Annotated in this window: 17 protein-coding genes; 1 reads left to right on the forward strand and 16 read right to left on the reverse strand. The window is 73.9% G+C overall.

Annotation, left to right across the window (positions count from 1 at the left end):
* The first annotated feature begins 174 nt into the window (after positions 1 to 174).
* Positions 175 to 3,318, forward strand: coding sequence for an isoleucine--tRNA ligase (ileS, locus tag IE99_RS0100850; RefSeq protein WP_425423785.1), 3,144 nt, complete (start codon positions 175 to 177; stop codon positions 3,316 to 3,318).
* Between the two features lie 6 nt (positions 3,319 to 3,324).
* Here ileS and IE99_RS28705 read toward each other — a convergent pair whose 3' ends face one another.
* The 16 genes from IE99_RS28705 to IE99_RS0100930 form a co-directional block, all read right to left on the reverse strand.
* Positions 3,325 to 4,080: a DUF1707 domain-containing protein gene (locus tag IE99_RS28705; RefSeq protein WP_084219193.1), complete on the reverse strand. Its 756-nt coding sequence runs from the start codon at positions 4,078 to 4,080 to the stop codon at positions 3,325 to 3,327.
* A gap of 101 nt (positions 4,081 to 4,181) precedes the next feature.
* Positions 4,182 to 5,378 (reverse strand): hypothetical protein, encoded by a 1,197-nt coding sequence (locus tag IE99_RS29960; RefSeq protein WP_030144916.1) that lies wholly within the window; start codon positions 5,376 to 5,378, stop codon positions 4,182 to 4,184.
* 184 nt (positions 5,379 to 5,562) lie between these two features.
* On the reverse strand, positions 5,563 to 6,453 hold the full coding sequence (locus tag IE99_RS0100865; RefSeq protein WP_030144917.1) for a DivIVA domain-containing protein: 891 nt from the start codon (positions 6,451 to 6,453) through the stop codon (positions 5,563 to 5,565).
* Between the two features lie 49 nt (positions 6,454 to 6,502).
* Positions 6,503 to 6,787, reverse strand: a complete 285-nt coding sequence (locus tag IE99_RS0100870; RefSeq protein ID WP_030144918.1) for a YggT family protein — start codon at positions 6,785 to 6,787, stop codon at positions 6,503 to 6,505.
* Positions 6,788 to 6,808: 21 nt separating this feature from the next.
* Complete coding sequence (locus IE99_RS0100875; RefSeq protein ID WP_030144919.1) at positions 6,809 to 7,354, reverse strand: cell division protein SepF; 546 nt, start codon at positions 7,352 to 7,354, stop codon at positions 6,809 to 6,811.
* A gap of 103 nt (positions 7,355 to 7,457) precedes the next feature.
* Positions 7,458 to 8,168: a YggS family pyridoxal phosphate-dependent enzyme gene (locus tag IE99_RS0100880; protein ID WP_030144920.1), complete on the reverse strand. Its 711-nt coding sequence runs from the start codon at positions 8,166 to 8,168 to the stop codon at positions 7,458 to 7,460.
* Positions 8,169 to 8,176: 8 nt separating this feature from the next.
* Positions 8,177 to 9,034, reverse strand: a complete 858-nt coding sequence (gene pgeF, locus IE99_RS0100885; RefSeq protein WP_051711743.1) for a peptidoglycan editing factor PgeF — start codon at positions 9,032 to 9,034, stop codon at positions 8,177 to 8,179.
* The gene (gene ftsZ / locus IE99_RS0100890) at positions 9,031 to 10,467 is read right to left on the reverse strand and encodes a cell division protein FtsZ (RefSeq protein ID WP_030144922.1); all 1,437 of its coding nucleotides are present in this window, start codon (positions 10,465 to 10,467) and stop codon (positions 9,031 to 9,033) included. The genes pgeF and ftsZ overlap by 4 nt, the downstream gene beginning before the upstream one ends.
* A gap of 386 nt (positions 10,468 to 10,853) precedes the next feature.
* On the reverse strand, positions 10,854 to 11,543 hold the full coding sequence (locus IE99_RS0100895) for a cell division protein FtsQ/DivIB (RefSeq protein WP_037558427.1): 690 nt from the start codon (positions 11,541 to 11,543) through the stop codon (positions 10,854 to 10,856).
* Positions 11,540 to 12,946, reverse strand: coding sequence for a UDP-N-acetylmuramate--L-alanine ligase (gene murC / locus IE99_RS0100900; RefSeq protein ID WP_030144924.1), 1,407 nt, complete (start codon positions 12,944 to 12,946; stop codon positions 11,540 to 11,542). The genes IE99_RS0100895 and murC overlap by 4 nt, the downstream gene beginning before the upstream one ends.
* Positions 12,943 to 14,025 (reverse strand): undecaprenyldiphospho-muramoylpentapeptide beta-N-acetylglucosaminyltransferase, encoded by a 1,083-nt coding sequence (gene murG / locus IE99_RS0100905; RefSeq protein ID WP_030144925.1) that lies wholly within the window; start codon positions 14,023 to 14,025, stop codon positions 12,943 to 12,945. Before murG ends, murC begins: the two co-directional genes overlap by 4 nt.
* A gap of 40 nt (positions 14,026 to 14,065) precedes the next feature.
* Complete coding sequence (gene ftsW, locus IE99_RS0100910; RefSeq protein WP_030144926.1) at positions 14,066 to 15,322, reverse strand: putative lipid II flippase FtsW; 1,257 nt, start codon at positions 15,320 to 15,322, stop codon at positions 14,066 to 14,068.
* A gap of 4 nt (positions 15,323 to 15,326) precedes the next feature.
* A complete protein-coding gene (murD, locus tag IE99_RS0100915) occupies positions 15,327 to 16,778 on the reverse strand; it encodes a UDP-N-acetylmuramoyl-L-alanine--D-glutamate ligase (RefSeq protein WP_051711744.1) in 1,452 nt (483 codons plus the stop codon).
* Positions 16,760 to 17,821 (reverse strand): phospho-N-acetylmuramoyl-pentapeptide-transferase, encoded by a 1,062-nt coding sequence (gene mraY, locus IE99_RS0100920; RefSeq protein WP_030144928.1) that lies wholly within the window; start codon positions 17,819 to 17,821, stop codon positions 16,760 to 16,762. Before mraY ends, murD begins: the two co-directional genes overlap by 19 nt.
* Positions 17,818 to 19,212, reverse strand: coding sequence for a UDP-N-acetylmuramoyl-tripeptide--D-alanyl-D-alanine ligase (locus tag IE99_RS0100925; RefSeq protein ID WP_030144929.1), 1,395 nt, complete (start codon positions 19,210 to 19,212; stop codon positions 17,818 to 17,820). The genes mraY and IE99_RS0100925 overlap by 4 nt, the downstream gene beginning before the upstream one ends.
* Entirely contained in the window at positions 19,209 to 20,735 is a 1,527-nt protein-coding gene (locus IE99_RS0100930) for a UDP-N-acetylmuramoyl-L-alanyl-D-glutamate--2,6-diaminopimelate ligase (protein ID WP_030144930.1), read from the reverse strand. Before IE99_RS0100930 ends, IE99_RS0100925 begins: the two co-directional genes overlap by 4 nt.
* Positions 20,736 to 20,806: the final 71 nt, after the last annotated feature.

Raw genomic sequence — 20,806 nt, forward strand, 5'->3', positions numbered from 1 at the left:
GCGCCGTGCGGGCGGGGCCAAGGAGGGTGGTACCGCGGGACCCGACCCGGCCGATCCGGGGACGCGTCTCGTCCCTCCGGACACGTGCAGCCCGCGATCCGGAGGTCCGCCCAAGTGACCCGTCAGTTCAGGCCACTGCCCGCGCAGGTCGATCTGCCCGCCCTGGAGCGGGACATGCTGCGCCGCTGGCAGGCCGGCAAGGTCTTCGAACGGTCCCTGGAGCGCACCGCGTCCGGGACGCCCTGGGTGTTCTACGAGGGGCCGCCGACCGCGAACGGGATGCCCGGCGTGCACCACGTCGAGGCCCGCGTCTTCAAGGACGTCTTCCCCCGCTTCAAGACGATGAAGGGGCACCACGTCCCGCGCAAGGCCGGCTGGGACTGCCACGGCCTCCCCGTCGAGGTCGCCGTCGAGAAGGAACTCGGGCTCACCGGCAAGAAGGACATCGAGGAGTACGGCGTCGCGGAGTTCAACGACCGCTGCCGCGAGTCCGTCCTCCGCCACGTGGACGCGTTCGAGGAGATGACCGAGCGGATGGGCTACTGGGTCGACACGGCCCAGGCCTACCGCACGATGGACCCCGAGTACGTCGAGGCCGTGTGGTGGTCCCTCAAGCAGGTCTTCGACAAGGGCCTGCTGTTCCGCGACTTCCGCATCACCCCGTACTGCCCCCGCTGCGGGACGGGCCTGTCCGACCACGAACTGGGCCAGCCGGGCGGGTACGAGACGGTGACGAGCCCGTCGGTGTACGTGCGGATGCCGGTCGCGTCCGGGCCGCTCGCCGACCTCGGCGCCGCCCTCCTCATCTGGACCACGACGCCGTGGACGCTCGTGTCCAACACCGCCGTGGCCGTCCACCCCGACGTCACCTACGTCGCCGCCCGCCCCGCCGGGTCCGACGAGGTCCTCGTGGTGGCGGAGCCGCTGCTCGCACAGGTCCTCGGCGAGGACGCCGAGCGCCTCGCCGTCTTCCGGGGCACCGAGCTGGAGCGCACCCCCTACCGGCGCCCCTTCGAGCTGGTCGAGATCCCGGACGCGCACTACGTCGTCCTGGGCGACTACGTCACCGTCGAGGACGGCACCGGGCTCGTCCACCAGGCGCCCGCGTTCGGCGCCGACGACATGACCGTCTGCAAGAACTACGGCATGCCGGTCGTGAACCCCGTCGGGCCGGACGGCCGGTTCCTCGGCGACGTCCCCCTGGTGGGCGGGAGGTTCTTCAAGGACGCCGACGAGGCCCTCACCGACGACCTGCGGGCCCGCGGGCTGCTGTTCCGCGGCGGGCACTTCGAGCACAGCTACCCGCACTGCTGGCGCTGCCACACCGCGCTCCTCTACTACGCGCTGCCCGCCTGGTACATCCGCACCACGCAGATCAAGCAGCGGCTCCTGGAGGAGAACGAGAAGACCAACTGGTTCCCCGAGACCGTCAAGACCGGCCGGTACGGGGAGTGGCTCCGCAACAACGTCGACTGGTCGCTGTCCCGCAGCCGCTACTGGGGCACGCCCCTGCCCTTGTGGGTCTGCACCGCCGACGAGGACCACGTCACCTGCGTCGGGTCCCTCGCGGAGCTGGGCGAACTCGCCGGCTCCGACATGTCGTCGCTCGACCCGCACCGCCCGTACGTCGACGACGTGACGTTCCCCTGCCCCGCCCGTGTCGGGGACGCCGAATCGGACAGGTGCGGGGCGCAGGCGCGGCGCGTCCCCGACGTCATCGACGCCTGGTACGACTCCGGCTCGATGCCGTTCGCGCAGTGGGGGGCGCCCCACCGCGACAAGGACGTGTTCGAGGCCGCCTACCCGGCCCAGTACATCTGCGAGGCGCAGGACCAGACCCGCGGCTGGTTCTACTCCCTCATGGCCGTCGGGACGCTCGTGTTCGACAGGTCGTCCTACGAGAACGTCCTCTGCCTCGGGCTCATCCTCGCCGAGGACGGCCGCAAGATGAGCAAGCACCTCGGCAACGTCCTGCGGCCCATCCCGCTGATGGACCGGCACGGCGCCGACGCGCTCCGCTGGTACATGCTGGCGTCCGGGCTGCCGTGGGCGTCGCGCCGGGTCGGGCACGGCGCGCTGGAGGAGATCGTCCGGAAGGTCCTCCTGACCTACTGGAACACGGCGTCGTTCTTCGTCCTGTACTCCAACGCCGCCGCCTCCCAGGGCCGCGCCTGGACGCCGGACCGGCTCGGCGAGGCCCCCGCGCCCGCGGACCGGCCGCTGCTGGACCGGTGGGCGCTCGCCGAGCTCCACCGGACGATCCGGGAGGTCGACACCGCGCTCGAGGGGTTCGACACCGCCCGCGCCGGGCGCCGCCTCGCCGAGTTCGTCGACGACCTGTCCAACTGGTACGTGCGCCGGTCCCGGCGCCGCTTCTGGGAGGGCCCGGAGACGCCCGAGGGCGCCTCTGCGTTCGCGACCCTCTACGAATGCCTGGAGACCCTCACCCGGCTCATGGCGCCGATGGTGCCGTTCGTCACCGACCACGTCTGGGACGTCATCCGCCCCGAGGCCGGACCCGACTCGGTCCACCTCGCCGAGTGGCCCGCCGCCCGCGCGGACCTCGTCGACGAGGACCTCAGCGCGCAGATGGCGCTCGTCCGGCGGCTCGTCGAACTCGGCCGCTCCGCGCGCGCCGCCAGCGGCGTCCGCACCCGCCAGCCGCTCGGCCGCGCCCTCGTCGGCGCGCCCGGCTGGGCGGCGCTGCCCCCGCAGCTGCGCGCCCAGATCTCCGAGGAGCTGAACGTCCTCGCCTTCGAGGAGCTCTCCTCCATCGGCGGCGACCTGGTCGAGTACGAGGTCAAGCCGAACTTCCGGGAACTCGGCAAGCGGTACGCCAAGGACACCCCGAAGGTCGCGAAGGCCGTCACCGCCGCCGACCCCGCGGCCCTCGTGCACGCCCTGCGCGACGCGGGCACCACGAGCGTCGACGTGGACGGGCTCGGCGCGGTGGCCCTCTCCCCCGACGACGTGATCGTCACCGAGCGGCCGCGCAGCGGCTGGGCGGTGGAGAGCGCCGCGGGCGAGACCGTCGCCCTCGACCTCACCATCACCGCGGAGCTGCGCCGGGCCGGACTCGTCCGCGAGGTGGTCCGGCTCGTCCAGGAGGCCCGCAAGGACCTCGGCCTGGACGTCACGGACCGGATCGAGCTGAACTGGGAGGCCGCCGGGGACGACCTCGCCGAGGCGCTGCGCGCGCACGGCGCCGAGGTCGCCGCCGAGGTCCTCGCCGACAGCGTCGCCGAGGGCCGTCCGGCGGGCGTCCAGGGCGGCCGCGACGACGAACTCGGCTTCGCCTACTGGATCAGGAAGAGCTGAGAGGGGTCACTCCCGCCGGCGTCCGGCGCGCGGTTCCGCGCGTCGGCGCCGGTGCTCCACGTGGCGCTCGAGGATCTCCTCGTGGCGTTCGAGGGTCTCCTCGCGGTGCCTGCGCCGCATCTCGCGGTGCCGCTCCCGGATCCGGTCCTTGAGGCGGTCCTCGCCCGGCCCGCGGCGCTTCACCGATACCCCGCCGAAGATCACCAGGCCGGTGATCCGGATGACGGGGGCGTCAGGGTCGATGACGTCGTCGTCCGGCAGGTCGGCACCGCCGAAGACGGCGGTGGGCGAGCAGATCACCCGCACCCCCGGCGGAACGGTGATATCGACACCGCCGAACAGGCACGTGACGTTCACCGTGACCTCGCGCCGGCTCAGCACCGCCTGCCGGAAGTCGAGCTCCGCCCCGCCGAACACGCAGGTGACGGACATGGCTGGCTCGACCAGCCACCGCCCCTTCCGCTGCACCCCGGAGAAGACCGCGACGAGGGCGGACGGCTGCGCGGGCGGCGGAAGCCGCGCCTCCTCCTTGCGGAGGTTCACCTGGGGCGCCTCGTCGGCGGGCAGGTCGCCGAGGACCGGCTCCAGGTCGGCGTAGGTCTTGGCGCGATAGACGACGTCGATGCGCTCGGCATGCTCCTCCGGCGTGATGCGCCCCTCCGCGAGCGCCTCGCGCAGCCGGTCGGCGACCCGGTCACGGTCGGCGTCCGATGCGCGCAGCGCCGGGGGCTCGGTGGCGGAGGATGGTTCGGGTAGGTTCACCCGCCCATCATCGCAAACGCGATAGGTCTCGAAAAAGGCCCAGAGACGAAGAACCCCCGTCCGTTTTCCGGACGGGGGTTTCGAGTGCCGGCCGGCGGCCGTCAGGCGTCGGGCCGGCAGACCAGGCAGGGGGTGCAGCCGCGGGCCTTCGCCTCGGCGCGGGACAGGGCCTCCAAGTCGTCCGCCTCGTCACCGATGTCCTCGATGAGGGCGCAGTCGGTGCGGTGGTAGCGCTTCGTGCCGCTCAGGATCCGGACCTGGGGGTCTTCGGCGCCCCCGGCGCCGTCGTCGGCGGCCTCGTCGGGCGCGTCCCCGCCGGGCGTGGGCTGCACGGGTTCGGAGGCGGCGTCCTGTTCGTTCTCGTCCGGCTCGCCCGTGGCCGGCGCGTAGTCGGCGTCAGCGGGCTTCTCGTCCGCGGCCGCGACATCGGAGTCCGGCGCGGTGCTCCGCGGCCCGTCCGTGGCCGTGGAGCTCTTCCAGGGAGACTCCGCCACCGTCTCGGAGGACGCCCAGAGGGGCTCGGGGGTGTCCTCGCGGTCCGGCTCGGCCGACTTGCGGAAGATCTCCGTGGGACGGGCGTCCTCGGGCGCTCCGGACGGGGCCGGGGACGGCTTCGCCAGGCCCGCCAGGCCGCCGGGGCCCTCCGCGCCCGCCTCCAGGTCGACCCGGGTCACCTCGGACGGCTTTCCGGACACCTTCTCGGACGCCTGCTCGCGGGCCGCCGGGACCGACACCGCGGCGCGCGCCGCCAGGGCGGTGTCGGGCATGCAGGCGGTGCAGGGGCTGAACCCCTCCTCCTTGGCCTCCGCGTACGTCAGCTCCTCGGTGTCGCGGCCGGCGAGCTGCCGGCACGTGTCGAGGTGGTACCGCTTGCGGCCGCGGACGACGAACACCAGCGCGTCGTCGGGGACGTCGGCGGGCAGCGCGGGGATCTCCACCGCGTCGTCGGCCGGGACCGCGGGCTTCTCCGCGCCTTCGGCGGGCTTCGGCCCGGCGGACTTGCCGGGCGCCGGCCGGGACGCCTTCGCGGGCGGCGGCAGCACCGCCTTCGCGGACTTCTTCCGCTTCCTGGCCCTGGCCGGGGCCGGAGAGGCACCCGACCCGAACAGCTCCTTGCGGCGCAGGAACACCCCGATGGCCAGGCACAGCGCGGACACGATGCTGACGGCGATCGATATGTAGATCACGGTCAGGGCGTCCAGCCCGAAGATCGCGGCGCTGTCCCCGTTACCGGCGACGATGCCGGCGACCAGCAGGGCGATCGCCACCACCACGAGCACGCCACTCAGGATGATCACAGGGTCTCTCTCCCTCGTTCAACACACCGCTCGGCCCCGGGCCGTCGTACCGGCCCGGTGGGCGACGCCACAGTACTCCCCGGCCGGCCCGCGGCGCGGGCGGCCACCGGCCCGCCGCCGGGATGGCGGCGATGCCATCCCCGGCGCGGCGAACGGGAAGACACTATCGCCTGCGGTGCCCCGCTCAGCGCCGGTCGTGCGGCGGATTGTCCCCGCCGGAGTGGAACGCACCGGTCGCCGAGTGCTGCACCTGCTGGGTGTGCTCGGCGGGTGACGGGAACGGGGACGGGCCGGCGGTGCCGTTGCGGTTCTCCGCGTGCGGCAGCGCGTTCTGCGGACCCGCCTGGGGAGCGCCCTGCGGGCCGGCCGGGACGGCGGCGAACGCGCCGGTCTCGTTGCTGCCCGCCTCGAGGTCGCGCAGCTGGCCCTCCAGATAGAGCTTCAGCCGGCTGCGGTACTCGCGCTCGAACGCGCGCAGGTGGTCGACCTCGCGCTCCAGTTCCTCGCGCTGCTGCACGAGCGAGCCCATGACCTGGCGGTGCCGCTCCTGGGCGTCGCGGTCGAGGGCCTCGGCGCGGGACCGGGCCTCGCTGACGATCTGGTCGGCCTGCCGGCGGGCCTTGCCGAGGATCTCCTCGGCCTCGCGGCGGGCGCGGCCCAGCGTCTCGTCGGCCTCGCGGCGCGCGTCCGCGATCGCCTGGTCGGCGGTCTGCTGCGCGAGCGCGAGGACGCGGGCGGCGGTGTCCATGTTGTCCTCGCCCGAGGGGGCGGAGCCCATGCCGAGGCCGCCGAGGATCGGCTCGGGCTCGGGCTGCGGCTGGGGCTCGGGCCGCGGCGGCTCGGGCATCTTCTGGATGTCCGGCTTCGGCTCCACGATGGGCGCCGCCATGGCGGGGACCTTGCCGCGCAGGCATTCCGCCAGCTTGGCCCGCAGCTCCTCGTTCTCCTGGATGAGGCGGTCGAGCTCCGACTCGACCTCGTCGAGGAAGGCGTCCACCTCCTCCTCGTCGTACCCCGGCCTCAGCCTGGTGGTACTGAACTGCTTGTTCCGCACGTCTGCGGGTGTCAGCGGCATGTTCGTCTCCTTGGCGCGCTTGGAGTCTGTCCCAAAGGACGGTATCCGATCAGAGCTCCCGTACGAAGATGATCATGACCCAGACCACGAGGAAGAGGACGGTGAAGCTGAGGTCCAGCGACACGTTACCCAGCCGCACGGGCGGGATGAAACGCCTGAGCAGTTTCAGTGGCGGATCGGTGACCGTGTAGATCGCCTCGGCGATCACGAGCACCACCCCGGTCGGCTTCCACTGCCGGGCGAAGGACTGCAGGATCTCGAGGATCAGCCTCCCGATCAGGAAGAGGAGGAACAGATACAGGACGATCTGCAGTATCTCACCAACGATGTTCACGGACACTCTCGCATGTTGCTGTCAGCTCTGGTTGAAGAAGCCTCGTTCTGCCATCCGGGCCTTGTCCTCCGCCGTCACCTCCACGTTGGCGGGCGACAGGAGGAACACCTTGTTCGTAACACGCTCGATGCTCCCGTGCAGGCCGAACACGAGACCCGCCGCGAAGTCGACGAGACGCTTGGCGTCGCTGTCGACCATCTCGGTCAGGTTCATGATCACCGGTGTGCCCTCCCGGAAGTGCTCCCCGATGGTCCTCGCCTCGTTGTAGGTCCTGGGATGCAGCGTAGTGATGCGCGCAAGGTCGGTGGTACCGGACTCGTAGAGTGCCACGGAACGCCGCTCCTGCGCGGACGCGCCGTGATGATCGCGATCGCGGTCCGCGGCGTCCTCCGCTCGGGTAAGCTGGCCGCCGGATTCGTCCTCACGGCGGCGCCCCGGAGCGGTGTCGGGCTCCTCGTCGTACAGCTCGTACTCGTCCTCTTCGTCGTACCTGCCGTACTTGTCGTCGTAGCGGTCGTCCTCCACAAGGCCGAGGTAGACCGCCATCTTGCGCATCGCGCTGGCCATACGCCCCTCCGTGTCCCGTGGCCGCGGCACCCGGCGCGCCCTGCGCCGCTGGACTGGTCCCTCTGCGTGGGCCCGCGTTCCGGCAGGTACCACTGGGGGGACATTACCTGACGATTGACCGCCTGCCCCCGAGCAACGCCGTACCGATCCGCAGGTGTGTCGCGCCACACGCGATCGCCTGCTCCAGATCGCCGCTCATCCCCGCCGACACCATGGTCGCGGACGGGTGCGTCCCGCGCACCTCATTTGCGATCCCGGCGAGCCGCGCGAACGCGGGCGCGGGATCGGCTCCGAGCGGCGCGACGGCCATCACACCGCCCAGCTCCAGGGCGTCCGCCTCGGCGATCGCGTCGGCGAGGGCGGGCACGTCCCCGGGCGCGGCCCCGCCCCGGCCCGCGGCCTCCTCCGGATCGAGCGACACCTGGACGAGACAGCGCAGCGTCCGCCCGGCGCGCACCGCCGCGCCCGAAAGGGCCGTCACCAGCCGGGCCCGGTCGACCGAATGCACGACGTCCGCGTAGGCCGCGACCGAGCGCGCCTTGTTCGTCTGCAGGCTCCCGACGAAGTGCCACGTGAGCGGCAGGTCGGCGCACTCGGCGGCCTTCGGCCCGGCCTCCTGGTCGCGGTTCTCGCCGACCTCGGTGAGGCCGAGTTCGGCCAGCAGCCGCACATCGGACGCGGGGAACGTCTTCGTCACCGCGATCAGGGTGACCTCTCGCTCGTCCCGGCCCGCGACGGCGCAGGCCGCCGCGATCCGCGCGCGGAGGTCGGCGAGGTTCCCGGCGAGTTCCACGCGGCGCTCGTCGGGAGTCAGGGGTGCGGTCACGCGTCTTCCTCGAGCCAGATGTAGCCGGCGAAGCGGCCGGTGCGGCCGTCGCGGCGGTAGGAGAAGAGGCCGGGCGTCTCGATGGTGCAGCGCGGGTCGACGCGCACACCGGTCACGCCCGCCGCGGCGAGCTGCCGGACGATCCCGGCCCGGATGTCGAGCCCCGGCGTCCCCCGCGCCGTGGTCGCGTACGCGGCGGGCACGACTGCGGCGACCTCGTCCCGCATGGCGGCGGGCACCTCATAGCATCGGCCGCAGGCGGCGGGCCCGATCGCGGCCGTCATCCGCTCGGGGCGGGCTCCCCGCTCCGCCATGGCCTTGACCAGCGCGGGCACGACTCCGGCCGCGGTTCCCGGCCGCCCGGAATGCGCGGCCCCCACCACCCCGGCGACGGGGTCGGCGAGGAGCACGGGCGCGCAGTCCGCGACGAGCACGGCCAGCACCAGCCCCGGCACAGTGGTGACCACCGCATCGGTCTCGGCCACCCCCGCACCGGGAACCACCCGAGCGTCGGAAGCGCCCCCGAACCCGTCGGTCGCACCGGAGACGGGGGGCGCGGTGGGACCGGCGGCCGTGCCGCCGTCGGGGGCGGGGGGGCGGTCTGTTTCGTTCGGGGGCGTGGGGGTGGTGACGAAGGCTACGTTCGCGCCGTGGATCTGGTGCATCCAGACCGTGCGGGCCGGGTCCACGCCGAGGGCGGCGGCGGCGCGGTGGCGGTTGGCGCGGACGGCGGCCGGGTCGTCACCGACCGCGCCGCCGAGGTTGAGGGAGTCGTAGGGGGCCGTGCTCACGCCGCCGGCGCGGCCGGTGAAGGCGGCGCCGACGCCGTCGCCCAGGGCGACGGTGGTGATCACTTCAGGAAGTCGGGGACGTCGAGGTCGTCGGGGTCCTCGAACACCACGGGACGGCGGCGCTCGCCGGTGGCGGGGCCGCCGTCGCTCTCGCCGGCGTGGACCCGGGACGGGGGCGACTCGGCGGACGGCCGCGGCGCGGGCGCCCGGCCGCCGCCGGAGCCCTGCTCGCCGGAGGGGGCGGGCCGGGACTCCTCGCGGGCGCTCTCGTCGCGTCCGGGGGGGTCGTTCCGGGCGGGCGGTGCCTGGTCCTGCGAGGGCGCCGGCGGGCGCTCCGGCTCGGACCGCTGCTGCGGCGGGGCCGGGGCCTGCGGCTGCGCGGCGGCGGCCTGCGCCACCGACTGCTGCGGCACCGGCTGCTGCGGGGCGGCCTGGTCGGAGCTTCGGACCCGGCTCGGGATGGGGTTGGCGGGCGCGGCGGGCGGCGGGACCGGGCGGGGCGGCGGGGGCACCCGCTTGACCTCGGGTTCGGGCGCGGGCTTGCTGGGGCCGCCCTCGTCGAATCCGGCGGCGATCACCGTGACGCGGACCTCGTCGCCGAGCGCGTCGTCGATGACCGCGCCGAAGATGATGTTGGCGTCGGACGCGGCGGCGTTGGACACCAGCTGCGCCGCCTCGTTGATCTCGAACAGGCCGAGGTCGGAGCCGCCGGAGATGGACAGCAGGACACCGTGGGCGCCGTCGATGCTGGCCTCCAGCAGGGGGCTGGAGATCGCCATCTCGGCGGCGGCGACGCTGCGGTCGTCGCCGCGCGCGGAGCCGATGCCCATGAGGGCGGACCCGGCGCCGGACATGACGGACTTCACGTCGGCGAAGTCGAGGTTGATCAGCCCCGGCGTTGTGATCAGGTCGGTGATGCCCTGGACACCGGACAGGAGCACCTGGTCGGCGGCCTTGAAGGCGTCCAGGACGCTGACCTGACGGTCGGAGATCGACAGCAGCCGGTCGTTGGGGATCACGATGAGGGTGTCGACCTCGTCGCGCAGCGTCTCGATGCCGGCCTCGGCCTGCATCGCGCGGCGCTTGCCCTCGAAGCTGAACGGACGCGTGACCACGCCGATCGTGAGGGCGCCGAGGGAGCGAGCGATGTTCGCGACGACGGGGGCGCCGCCGGTGCCGGTGCCGCCGCCCTCACCGGCGGTGACGAAGACCATGTCGGCCCCCTTGAGGACCTCCTCGATCTCCTCCCGGTGGTCCTCGGCGGCCTTGCGGCCGACATCGGGGTTCGCGCCGGCGCCGAGCCCGCGCGTGAGCTCCCGGCCCACGTCGAGCTTCACATCGGCGTCACTCATCAGCAGCGCCTGGGCGTCCGTGTTGATCGCGATGAACTCGACGCCCTTGAGTCCCTCCTCGATCATCCGGTTGACGGCGTTGACGCCGCCGCCGCCGATGCCGACGACCTTGATGACCGCGAGGTAGTTCTGCGGTGCTGCCACGACGAGGGGCCTTTCCGCTCGCTCTATCCGACCCGGCCGGTCCGGTCTGCCGACCGTGCCGCCGCGGTGTTTCCCGACCTGTGTGCATGTGTGCGAGCCGGGGCGGTCCCGGTCAACCGACCCGGCCCATCCCAACCCTCACCCTCAACTTGAGGCTTACAGTTATGTCAACCTGAGGACTGATACGGACAGTAGGGCGGCCTTACCGCCAGGGTCAACTAACCTCCCCCGAACTCCACCGGCGTGTCGCACTGGGGACGAGTTGCCCTGGTTGGCGAAGGACGACCCGCCGCGGGCGAAGCCCCCGGCGGCTGTCCATCCGTCCGACCTTCCTCCAGCGTGCCCCATCGGGCGACGGGAAGCGCCGCGACACACGCACGGGACCCTCACTGGGTCTTGACGACCTCGGGCGCGGACACGTCCACGGTGCGCAGCGCGCGGCCCGCCGCCGTGCGCCGCAGCGCGTCCAGCAGACGGATCTTCTCGGCCGCGCGCTCCGGCGGCCCCCACCGCACCGTCGGCCCGCCGGCGAGGTGCAGGGTCACGTCCGCGCGGTCGGTCGCCTCCACCGCGGCGACCTGGCCGCGCAGCGGTCCGGGCAGGTCCGTCAGCACCCGCAGCGCCGACAGCGTCGCCGGATCGGACGGGCCGGGCGCGGCGACGGTGAGCGTCGGCAGCCCCGGCGAGCGGGCCGTGCCGTCCGCCACCGTGACCCCGTGCCGGTCGATCCGGTGGTACCGGCCGGCGCGCAGGAACACCGCCACCGGAACGCGCTCGCGCACCGTGATCCGGACGGTGGTCGGCCACCGCCGCTCCACCGCCGCCGACTCGACCTCCCGCAGGCGCTCGACCCGGGCCTCGACGCCGCCGGTCCCGAGCCTGGCCATCGGCCGCCCGAGCCGGACCCCGGCGGCGGCCAGGACCCGGTCCCGTGACGCCAGTTCCGTCCCCGCCACCTCGACGGTCCGGACGACGAGCAGCCGCGACCCGAGCAACACCCAGGTCACGGCGCCGAGGACGCCGAGCACCAGGAGGGTGACGAACGCCACCTTCCACCGGCCGGCCCCCGCGCTCATCCGTCCAGCCGCTCCAGGATCCGCGGCCCGAGCCGCGTCACGTCCCCCGCGCCGAGCGTGACGACGATGTCGCCGGGACGGGCCACGTCCGCGACCGCACCGGGAACCTCGTCCCGGACGGGCACATAGCGCGTCAGGGTCGCGGCGGGGACCGCGTCCGCGATGAGGGCGCCGGTCACGCCGGGCTCCGGGTCCTCGCGGGCGCCGTACACGTCGAGGACGACCGCGATCTCGGCGAGCCCGAGGGCCGCGCCGAACTCGGCGGCGAAGAACCGGGTGCGGCTGTAGAGGTGCGGCTGGAACACCGCGACGATCCGCCCGCCCCCGCCCTGTTCGTCCAGGTAGCCGCGCAGGGCCTCCAGGTCGGCGGTGACCTCGGTCGGGTGGTGCGCGTAGCTGTCGAACACCTCGACGCCGCCCGCCGCGCCCTTGGCCTCCAGCCGCCGCATGGCCCCGCCGAACCCGGCGAGGCCCTCCCGGACGCGCGCCTCGTCCACGCCGAGGGCGCGGGCGACGGCGACGACGGCGGCCGCGTTGAGGGCGTTGTGCCGGCCGGGGACACCGAGCGCCACGCCGCCCGACCCCTCGACGGTGAAGCGGGAGCCGAGGCCGCGCGGGGTGTAGCCGGTGACGCGCAGGTCGGCGCCCTCGGCCTCGCCGTACGTCAGGACGGCCAGGCCGCGGGCGCGGGCGCGTCCGGCGAGTTCCATCGCGACCGGGTCGTCGGCGCCGACGACGAGGGTGCCGCCGGGCTCGATCCGGTCGACGAACAGCGCGAAGTTCTCCTTGACCCGCTCGAACCCGCCGTAGTTGTCGAGGTGGTCCGCCTCGACGTTCGTCACGACCGCGACGCTCGGCGTGTACATCAGGAACGAGCCGTCGCTCTCGTCGGCCTCGGCGACGAACACGTCGCCGGTCCCCTCGTCGGCGCCGAGCCCGGTCGTGACGAGCCGGCCGCCGATGCAGTAGGACGGGTCCACGCCCGCGTGCTGGAGGGCGACCGTCAGCATCGACGTCGTGGTCGTCTTGCCGTGCGTCCCGGCGACCGCGACGGCCCGGCGCCCGGCCATCAGCGACGCGAGCGCCGCCGACCGGTGCAGGACGCGCAGCCCCCGCTCGCGCGCCGCGACGAGCTCGGGGTTGGTGTCGCGGATCGCGGTGGACACCACGACCGTGTCGGCCTCGCCGAGGTGCGCGGCGTCGTGCCCGACGTCGACCTTCGCGCCGAGCGCGGCGAGGGTGCCGAGCAGCTCGGAGTCGCGGGCGTCGCTGCCGGACACGGCGATGCCGCGGCGCAGCATGATCCGGGCGATGCCCGACATGCCGGCGCCGCCGATCGCGATGAAGTGGACCCGGCCGAGCTCCTCGGCCGGGACGACCTCCCCGGGACTGATCAGGCTCATCCGCGGACCACGTCGTACACCATCCGGGCGAGGGCCACGTCGGCGTCCCGCCGCCCCATCCGCCCCGCGGCCTCCGACATCTGGGCGACCCGCGCGGGGTCGCCGAGGATCGGCAGCAGGTTCCGGGCGATCCAGTCGGGCGACATCTCGGCGTTGTCGACGAGCATGCCGCCGCCCGCCGCGACGATCGGCTCGGCGTTCAGCCGCTGCTCGCCGTTGCCGATCGGCAGCGGCACGTACACCGCGGGCAGCGCGACGGCGGTCAGCTCCGCGCAGGTCATCGCGCCCGCGCGGCACATCGCCATGTCGGCGGCCGCGTACGCGAGGTCCATCCGGTCGCAGTACGGGATCGTGACGTACTGCGGGCCGCCCGGCGGCGCCGGCTCGGGCTCCTCGGTGTTCTTCGGCCCCACGATGTGCAGGACCTGGACGCCCGCCTGCCGGAAGTACGGCGCGGCGGAGACCGCGGCCTGGTTCAGCGACCGGGCGCCCTGCGACCCGCCGAAGATCAGCAGGGTGGGCAGGTCGGGCAGGAGGCCGAAGTAGGAGCGCGCCTTGTCGCCCATCGCGAGCCGGTCCAGCGTGGCGATCTCGCGGCGCAGCGGGATCCCGACGAACGTCGCGTTCGGCAGCGGGGAGTCGGCGTGCGACACCGCGACGTGCTCGGTGAACCGGGCGCCGAGCTTGTTGGCCAGGCCCGGCTTCGGGTTGGCCTCGTGCACGATGATCGGCACCTTGCGCTTGCGGGCGGCGAGGTAGCCGGGCGTCGCGACGTACCCGCCGAAACCGACCAGGATGTCGGCCTGCGCCTGGTCGAGGACGTTCGCCGCCGCGTTGATCGCGCCGCGCAGCCGGCCGGGGACCGACAGCAGCTGCGGGGTCAGCGTGCGGGGCAGCGGGACCGGGGGGATCAGCGCGAGCTCGTAGCCGCGCTGCGGGACGAGCCGGGTCTCCAGGCCCCGCTCGGTGCCGAGGCAGGTGATGCCGACGCTCGGATCGTTGCGGCGCAGCGCGTCGGCGAGGGCCAGGGCGGGCTCGATGTGTCCGGCGGTGCCGCCGCCGGCCAGGACAACCCTCATGCTCGTTGACAACTCCTCAGCGTGTTCGACTCGGGGGGATTCACCGCCGGGCCAGGCCCAGCCAGCTTAGAGCCCGCGCGACCGGTCCGGGGCCGCGCGCGGACAGAGCCTGCCGCGCGCCGGGCTCGCGTTTGGCGAACGCGAGCAGCATCCCGAGCGCGATGAGCGTCGGGATCAGCGCCGACCCGCCGTAGGAGACGAGCGGCAGCGGGATTCCGGTGATGGGTAGGACGCCGATGACGGCGCCGATGTTCACGATGGCCTGGACGACGATCCAGGCGGTGGTGCCGGCGGCGGCGAGCCGGGTGAAGGGGTCCTTGACGCGCCGCGCGATGCGCAGCCCCGCGTAGGTGAACAGGCCGAACAGGCTCAGCACGACGAGCGTCCCGACGAGGCCGAACTCCTCCCCCACGATCGCGAAGATGAAGTCGGTCTCGGCGTGCGGGAGGAAGTCCCATTTGGCGCGGCCCTCGCCGAGGCCGGTGCCGAACAGGCCGCCGGACGCGATCGCGAACAGCCCCTGGATGCCCTGGTAGTTGGTGGTGAGCCGGTTCCCGGACGGGTCGAGGAAGCCGGTGACCCGCGCCATCCGGTACGGCTCGACGACGATGAGGATCGCGACGAGCAGGCAGACGAGCCCGGCGATGCCGATGAACAGCCGTCCGGGCGCGCCGACCACCCACAGCAGCGCCAGGAAGATGGTCAGCAGGACGAGCGTCGTACCGAGGTCGCTGCCGAGCATCACCAGCAGGACGAGCAGCCCGGCGCCCGGGAGCAGCGGTACCAGCAGCGGCCGCCATTCGGTGAGCTGCCCGAGCCGCTCCTTGCGGGCGAGCAGGTCGGCGCCCCACAGCACGAGGCCGAGCTTGGCGGGTTCGGACGGCTGGATCTGCAGCGGCCCGACGTCGATCCATCGGGTCGCGCCGCCCGCGCTGCGCCCGAGGCCGGGGACGAGGACGAGGACGAGCGCGACGACCGACAGCAGAAGCAGCGGGTAGGCGAGCGCGCGGAACGTCCGGACCGGGAGCCGGGACGCGAGCCACATGCCGGGCAGCCCGATCGCCATCCACATCGCCTGCTTCTGGAACAGCGTGTACGCCGAGCCGGTCGCCTGGAGCTGCTGCACGCTGGACGCCGACAGCACCATCGTCAGGCCGAGCGCGAGCAGCATGATGGAGCAGCCCAGCACCAGGTAGTACGAGGTGAGGGGGCGGTCGAGCAGCCCGACCGCGGCGGCCACCTGCTCGCGCGGTCCGGCCCGACCGCCGTCCTCCTTCTCCACGGACACGGCGGCCACCGGGCTACCCCGCGTCCCGGCCGGGCGCCCCGCCGCCCTCCGGCCGCCCGGCGGCGGCCTCCAGCCGCCGTACGGCGGCCATGAACGCCTCGCCGCGGGCGGGGTAGTTCGCGAACATGTCGAAGGACGCCCCGACGGGGGCGAGCAGCACGGTGTCGCCCGGACGGGCGAGCCGGGCGGCCTCGGTGACGACGCGGTCCATGGCCCCAGTGTCGGTGTCGGGGACGTCCACGACGGGGACATCCGGGGCGTGTCGCGCGAGTGCCTCGGCGATCCGGTGCCGGTCGCGGCCGAGCAGCACCGCGCCGCGCAGCCGGGGGGCGGCGGTGCGGACGAGGTCGTCGACGTCGAGGCCCTTCAGCAGCCCGCCCGCGATCCACACGACGGGCTCGAACGCCGACAGCGACGCGGCGGCCGCGTGCGGCTGGGTCGCCTTGGAGTCGTTGACGTAGGTGACGCCGCCGATCTCCGCGACGTGCTGGATGCGGTGCGGGTCGGGCACGAACGCGCGCAGCCCCTCCCGGACGGCCTCCGCCGGCACCCCGAAGGCGCGGGCGAGGGCGGCCGCGGCGAGGGCGTTGGCGACGTTGTGCGGCGCGAACGGCCGCACGTCGGCGAGCCCGGCGAGCTCGCACGCCTCCCGGGTGGGGTCGGCGGTGAACGCTCGGTCGACGAGGACGTCCTCGACGACGCCGAGCTCGCCGGGGCGCGGCACCCGGAGCGTGAAGCCGGCGCGGCCCGCGGCGCCCTCGGCCCGCTCGGCGAGCGCGGTGGACGTGGCGTCCTCGGCGTTGCAGACCGCGATGGTGCCGGGCGCGAAGATCTTCGCCTTGGCGCCGACGTAGGCGTCCATGGTCCCGTGCCAGTCGAGGTGGTCGGGCGCGACGTTCAGGACGGTCGCGGCGAAGGGCCGCAGCGAGCTCGACCAGTGCAGCTGGTAGCTGGACAGCTCCACGGCGAGCACGTCGTACCCCTCGCGGACCGCCTCGACGATGGGCGTGCCGACGTTGCCGACGGCGAGGGCCCTGTGGCCGGCGGCGGTCAGCATGGACGTCAGCATCCGCACGACGGTGGTCTTCCCGTCCGTGCCCGTGACGCAGAGCCACGGCGCGGCGTCCGCGGGACGCAGCCGCCAGGCCAGCTCGACCTCGCCGATGATCTCGATGCCGGCGGCGGCCGCCGCGGCGAGCAGCGGGACGTCCGGACGCCAGCCCGGCGACGTCACGACCAGGTCGACGCCCTCCGGCAGGGTCTCCCCGTCGCCGAGCCGGACGGTGACGCCGAGTTCCTCCAGTTCGGCGGCGACCTCCCGGCGCTCCTCGTCGTCGCGGGCGTCGACGGCGGTGACGCGGGCGCCGCGCGCGGCGAGGACGCGGGCGGCGGGCACGCCGGACACGCCGAGCCCGGCCACGCAGACGCGCAGCCCGTCCCAGGTGGTCACTGCTTCGGCATCCATTCCAGGTAGAACAGGCCGAGGCCGGTCGCGGTGAACGTCGCCGACATCAGCCAGAACCGCACGACGATCGTCGTCTCGGCCCAGCCCGACAGCTCGAAGTGGTGCTGCAGCGGCGCCATCTTGAACACCCGCTTGCGCGTCATCTTGAACCCGCCGACCTGGATGATCACCGAGAGGGTGATCATCACGATGAGGCCGCACAGGATCGCGAGCAGGAACTGGGTGCGGGTGAGGATCGCGAGCCCGACCAGGACGCCGCCGAGCGCGAGCGAGCCGGTGTCGCCCATGAAGATCTTCGCGGGCGGGGCGTTCCACCACAGGAAGCCGAACACGCCGCCGAGCACGGCCGCGGCGACCACGGCGAGGTCGAGCGGGTCGCGGACGCTGTAGCAGCCGGGGGCGAGCGCGAAGTCGTAGCAGCTGTTGCGCAGCTGCCAGTTGCCGATGATCACGTACGCGGCGAGCACCATGCCGGCCGGGCCGGCGGCGAGGCCGTCCAGCCCGTCGGTGAGGTTGACGCCGTTCGACATGGCCGCGATGAGCAGCAGCGCCCACACCACGAACAGGTACGGGCCGATCGAGGGGCCGAAGTCGCGCAGGAACGACAGGTGCGGGGAGGCGGGGGTGATGTCGTAGCCGTTGGGGAAGTTCAGCGACGCGACCGCGAAGACCACGCCGACCAGGACGATCCCGATCATCTTGGCGCCGCTGCGCAGGCCGAGGCTGCGCTGCTTGAACACCTTGATGTAGTCGTCCACGAACCCGACGAACCCGAGGCCCGTCATGAGGAACAGCACGAGCAGGCCGGACACCGTCGGGGGGGTGCCGGTGACGAGGTGCGCCACCGCGTAGCCGACGAGCGACCCGACGATGAAGACGGTGCCGCCCATCGTGGGGGTGCCCCGCTTGGTGAGGTGGGCCTCCGGCCCCTCGTCGCGGATCATCTGCCCGTAGCCGAGCCGGTTGACGATCCGGATCCACACCGGGGTGCCGACCATCACGAAGATCAGGGCCACCCCGGCGGCCAGGATGATGTTGGTCATCGGCCGGCCTCCGCCTCGCCGGCGAGCAGCCGCTCCGCCACCCGCTCGAGGCCCGCCACCCGGCTGCCCTTCACCAGTACGACGTCTCGCGGCGCGAGCCGCTCGCTGAGCGCGGTCACGGCCGCGCCGACGTCATCCACCTGTACGCACTCTCCCGTCCATGAGGCCACCTGCCGGGCCCCGTCCGCCATGGGCGCCGCGTTCGCCCCGACCACCACGAGCCCGGCGAATCCGCTGCGCGCGACATGCTGCCCGATCTTGGCATGTTCCGCCACAGCGGCGGCACCGAGTTCGGCCATCTCGCCCAGGACCGCGTACGCGCGGCGGCCGCGGGCCATGTGCAGGGCGGCGTCGAGCGCGGCGCGCGTCGAGTCGGGGTTGGCGTTGTAGGCGTCGTTGACGACGGTCACGCCGTCGGTCCGCTCGGTGACCTCCATCCGCCACCGGCTGACCGGCTCCGCCGCCGACAGCCCCGCCGCGATCCCGTCGGTGCGCAGGCCCGCCGCGCGCGCCGCCGCGGCGGCCGCGAGCGCGTTCGCGACCGCGTGCGCGCCGTGCAGCCGCAGCGCCACCGGCGCCGACCCCTCCGGGGTGACCAGGGTGAACCTCGCCCGGCCCCGCTCGTCGAGTGTCTCGTCGGCGGCGCGGACCGTGGCGCCGGGCGCGCGGCCGAACGTCACGACCGTGCCGGACGTCCGGGACGCCATCGCGGCGACGAGGGGGTCGTCGGCGTTCAGCACGGCGGTCCCGCCGGGCGGCACCGCCTCCGCCAGCTCGCCCTTCGCCCGCGCGATCGCCTCGCGGGAGCCGAACTCTCCGACATGGGCGGTGCCGACGTTCAGCACGACGCCGATGTCCGGCCGCGCGATGCCGGCCAGGTAGGCGATGTGGCCGATCCCCCGCGCGCCCATCTCCAGGACGAGGTGGCGGGTCGTCTCGTCGGCGCGCAGCACGGTGAGCGGCAGGCCGATCTCGTTGTTGAACGAGCCCGGCGGCCACACGGTGGGGCCGGCGCGCTCGGCGAGCTGCGCGATGAGGTCCTTGGTGGAGGTCTTGCCCGCCGAACCGGTGACGGCGATGACGGTCACGTCCGGCAGCCGGGCGAGGACGCCGCGCGCGAGGTCGCCGAGCGCCTTCTGCACGTCGCCGACCAGGACGTGCGGGCCGTCGACGGGGCGGTCGGCGAGCACCGCCGCGGCGCCCGCCGCCAGCGCGGCCGCGGCGAAGTCGTGCCCGTCGGCGCGCTCGCCGCGCAGCGCCGCGAACAGCGCGCCGGGCGCGACGGCGCGGGAGTCGACCACCACGGGGCCGCTCACCTCGAGCGCGGGGCCGGCGCCGTGCGCCGCTCCCCCGGTGAGCTCCGCGATCGTCGACAGCGCAAGTGGGATCACGCCTGCGTCCCGTCCCCTCTCCTACGTCGGCGCAGCGCCGCGCGGACGACCTTGCGGTCGTCGAACGGGTGCACCTCTCCGGCGGCGTACTGGCCCTGCTCGTGGCCCTTCCCGGCGACCACCACGACGTCGCCCGGACGGGCCCGGCCGACGGCCAGGTCGATCGCGGCGGCGCGGTCGGGTTCCACGACGATGTGCGCGCGCTCCGGCTGCGGCACCTTCAGCCCGCCCTCGACCATAGCGGCGAGGATCGCGAGCGGATCCTCCGACCTCGGGTTGTCGTCGGTGAAGTACACCATGTCGGCGAGCCGGACCGCGGCCTCGCCCATCAGCGGCCGCTTGCCGCGGTCGCGGTCGCCGCCGCAGCCGAGCACGATCGCCAGCGATCCGGTGGTGACGCGGCGCAGCGCCGTCAGCACGGCCTCGACCGCGCCGGGCTTGTGCGAGTAGTCGACGAGCGCGGTGAAGTCCTGGCCCTCGTCGACGCGCTCCAGCCGGCCGGGGACGCCGGGCAGCTCCGCGACGCCCCGCACCGCCGCCTGCAGCGTGATCCCGGCCTCGACCAGCGCGACGATCGCGGCGAGCGCGTTCGCCACGTTGAACGGTCCGGGCAGGCCGACCCGCGCGTCCGCCTCGACGCCGCCGGGGCCGACGACGCGGAACGCGCTGCCGCCGGTGCCGATCCGGACGTCGTCGGCGCGCCAGTCGGCGGCCGGGTCGCCCGTCGCCGAGAACGTCGTGGTGGGGATCGTCGCGATCGCGAGCAGCTCGCGGCCGTAGTGGTCGTCGAGGTTGACCACGCCGATCCGGGCGTACTCCGGCGTGAACAGCCGGGCCTTCGCGGCGAAGTAGTCCTGCATGGTGGGGTGGTAGTCGAGGTGGTCCTGCGACAGGTTCGTGAACACCGCGACCTCGTAGCGGGCGCCGCCGACGCGTCCCTGCTCCAGCGCGTGGCTCGACACCTCCATCGCGGCCGCGCCGACGCCGCGCTCGCGCATCATCGCGAACAGCGCGTGCAGGTCGGTGGCCTCCGGGGTGGTCAGCGCGCTCGGCACGCGGTCGCCGCCGACCCGGATCTCGACGCCGCCCACGAGGCCGGTCGCGAGCCCGGCGGCGCGCAGCCCCGACTCGATGAGGAACACGGTGGTGGTCTTGCCGCTCGTCCCGGTGACGCCGATGACCATGACGTCGCCGACCGGGTCGCCGTACACCCAGGACGCCGCCGCGCCGAGGCGGTCGCGGACCCGCGCCACGGCGAGGACGGGCAGCCCGGTCGCCGCGGCCTCCTCGTACCCCTCCGGGTCGGTGAGGATCGCCGCCGCGCCCGCCGCCGCGGCCTTGGCCGCGAACCGCGCCCCGTGCGCGTTGCTGCCGGGCAGCGCCGCGTACAGGTCGCCGGGGCGGACCGCGCGGGAGTCGTGGGTGATGCCGGTGACCGCCGTGGTGTCCCGCTCGTCCCATCCGAGGCCGAGGACCGCCGCGAGCCCGCTCAGCGGACGGGCCGGGTTCGTGGTGGGGCGCATGGCGTTTCTTTCGGTGCGGGCGGAAAGGGACGGGCGGGACGCGGGTGGTGGACTCACGGCGAGTGAGGGTA

The organism is Spirillospora albida (assembly GCF_000718255.1).
In the GTDB taxonomy this organism is placed as follows: Bacteria; Actinomycetota; Actinomycetes; order Streptosporangiales; family Streptosporangiaceae; genus Spirillospora; species Spirillospora albida.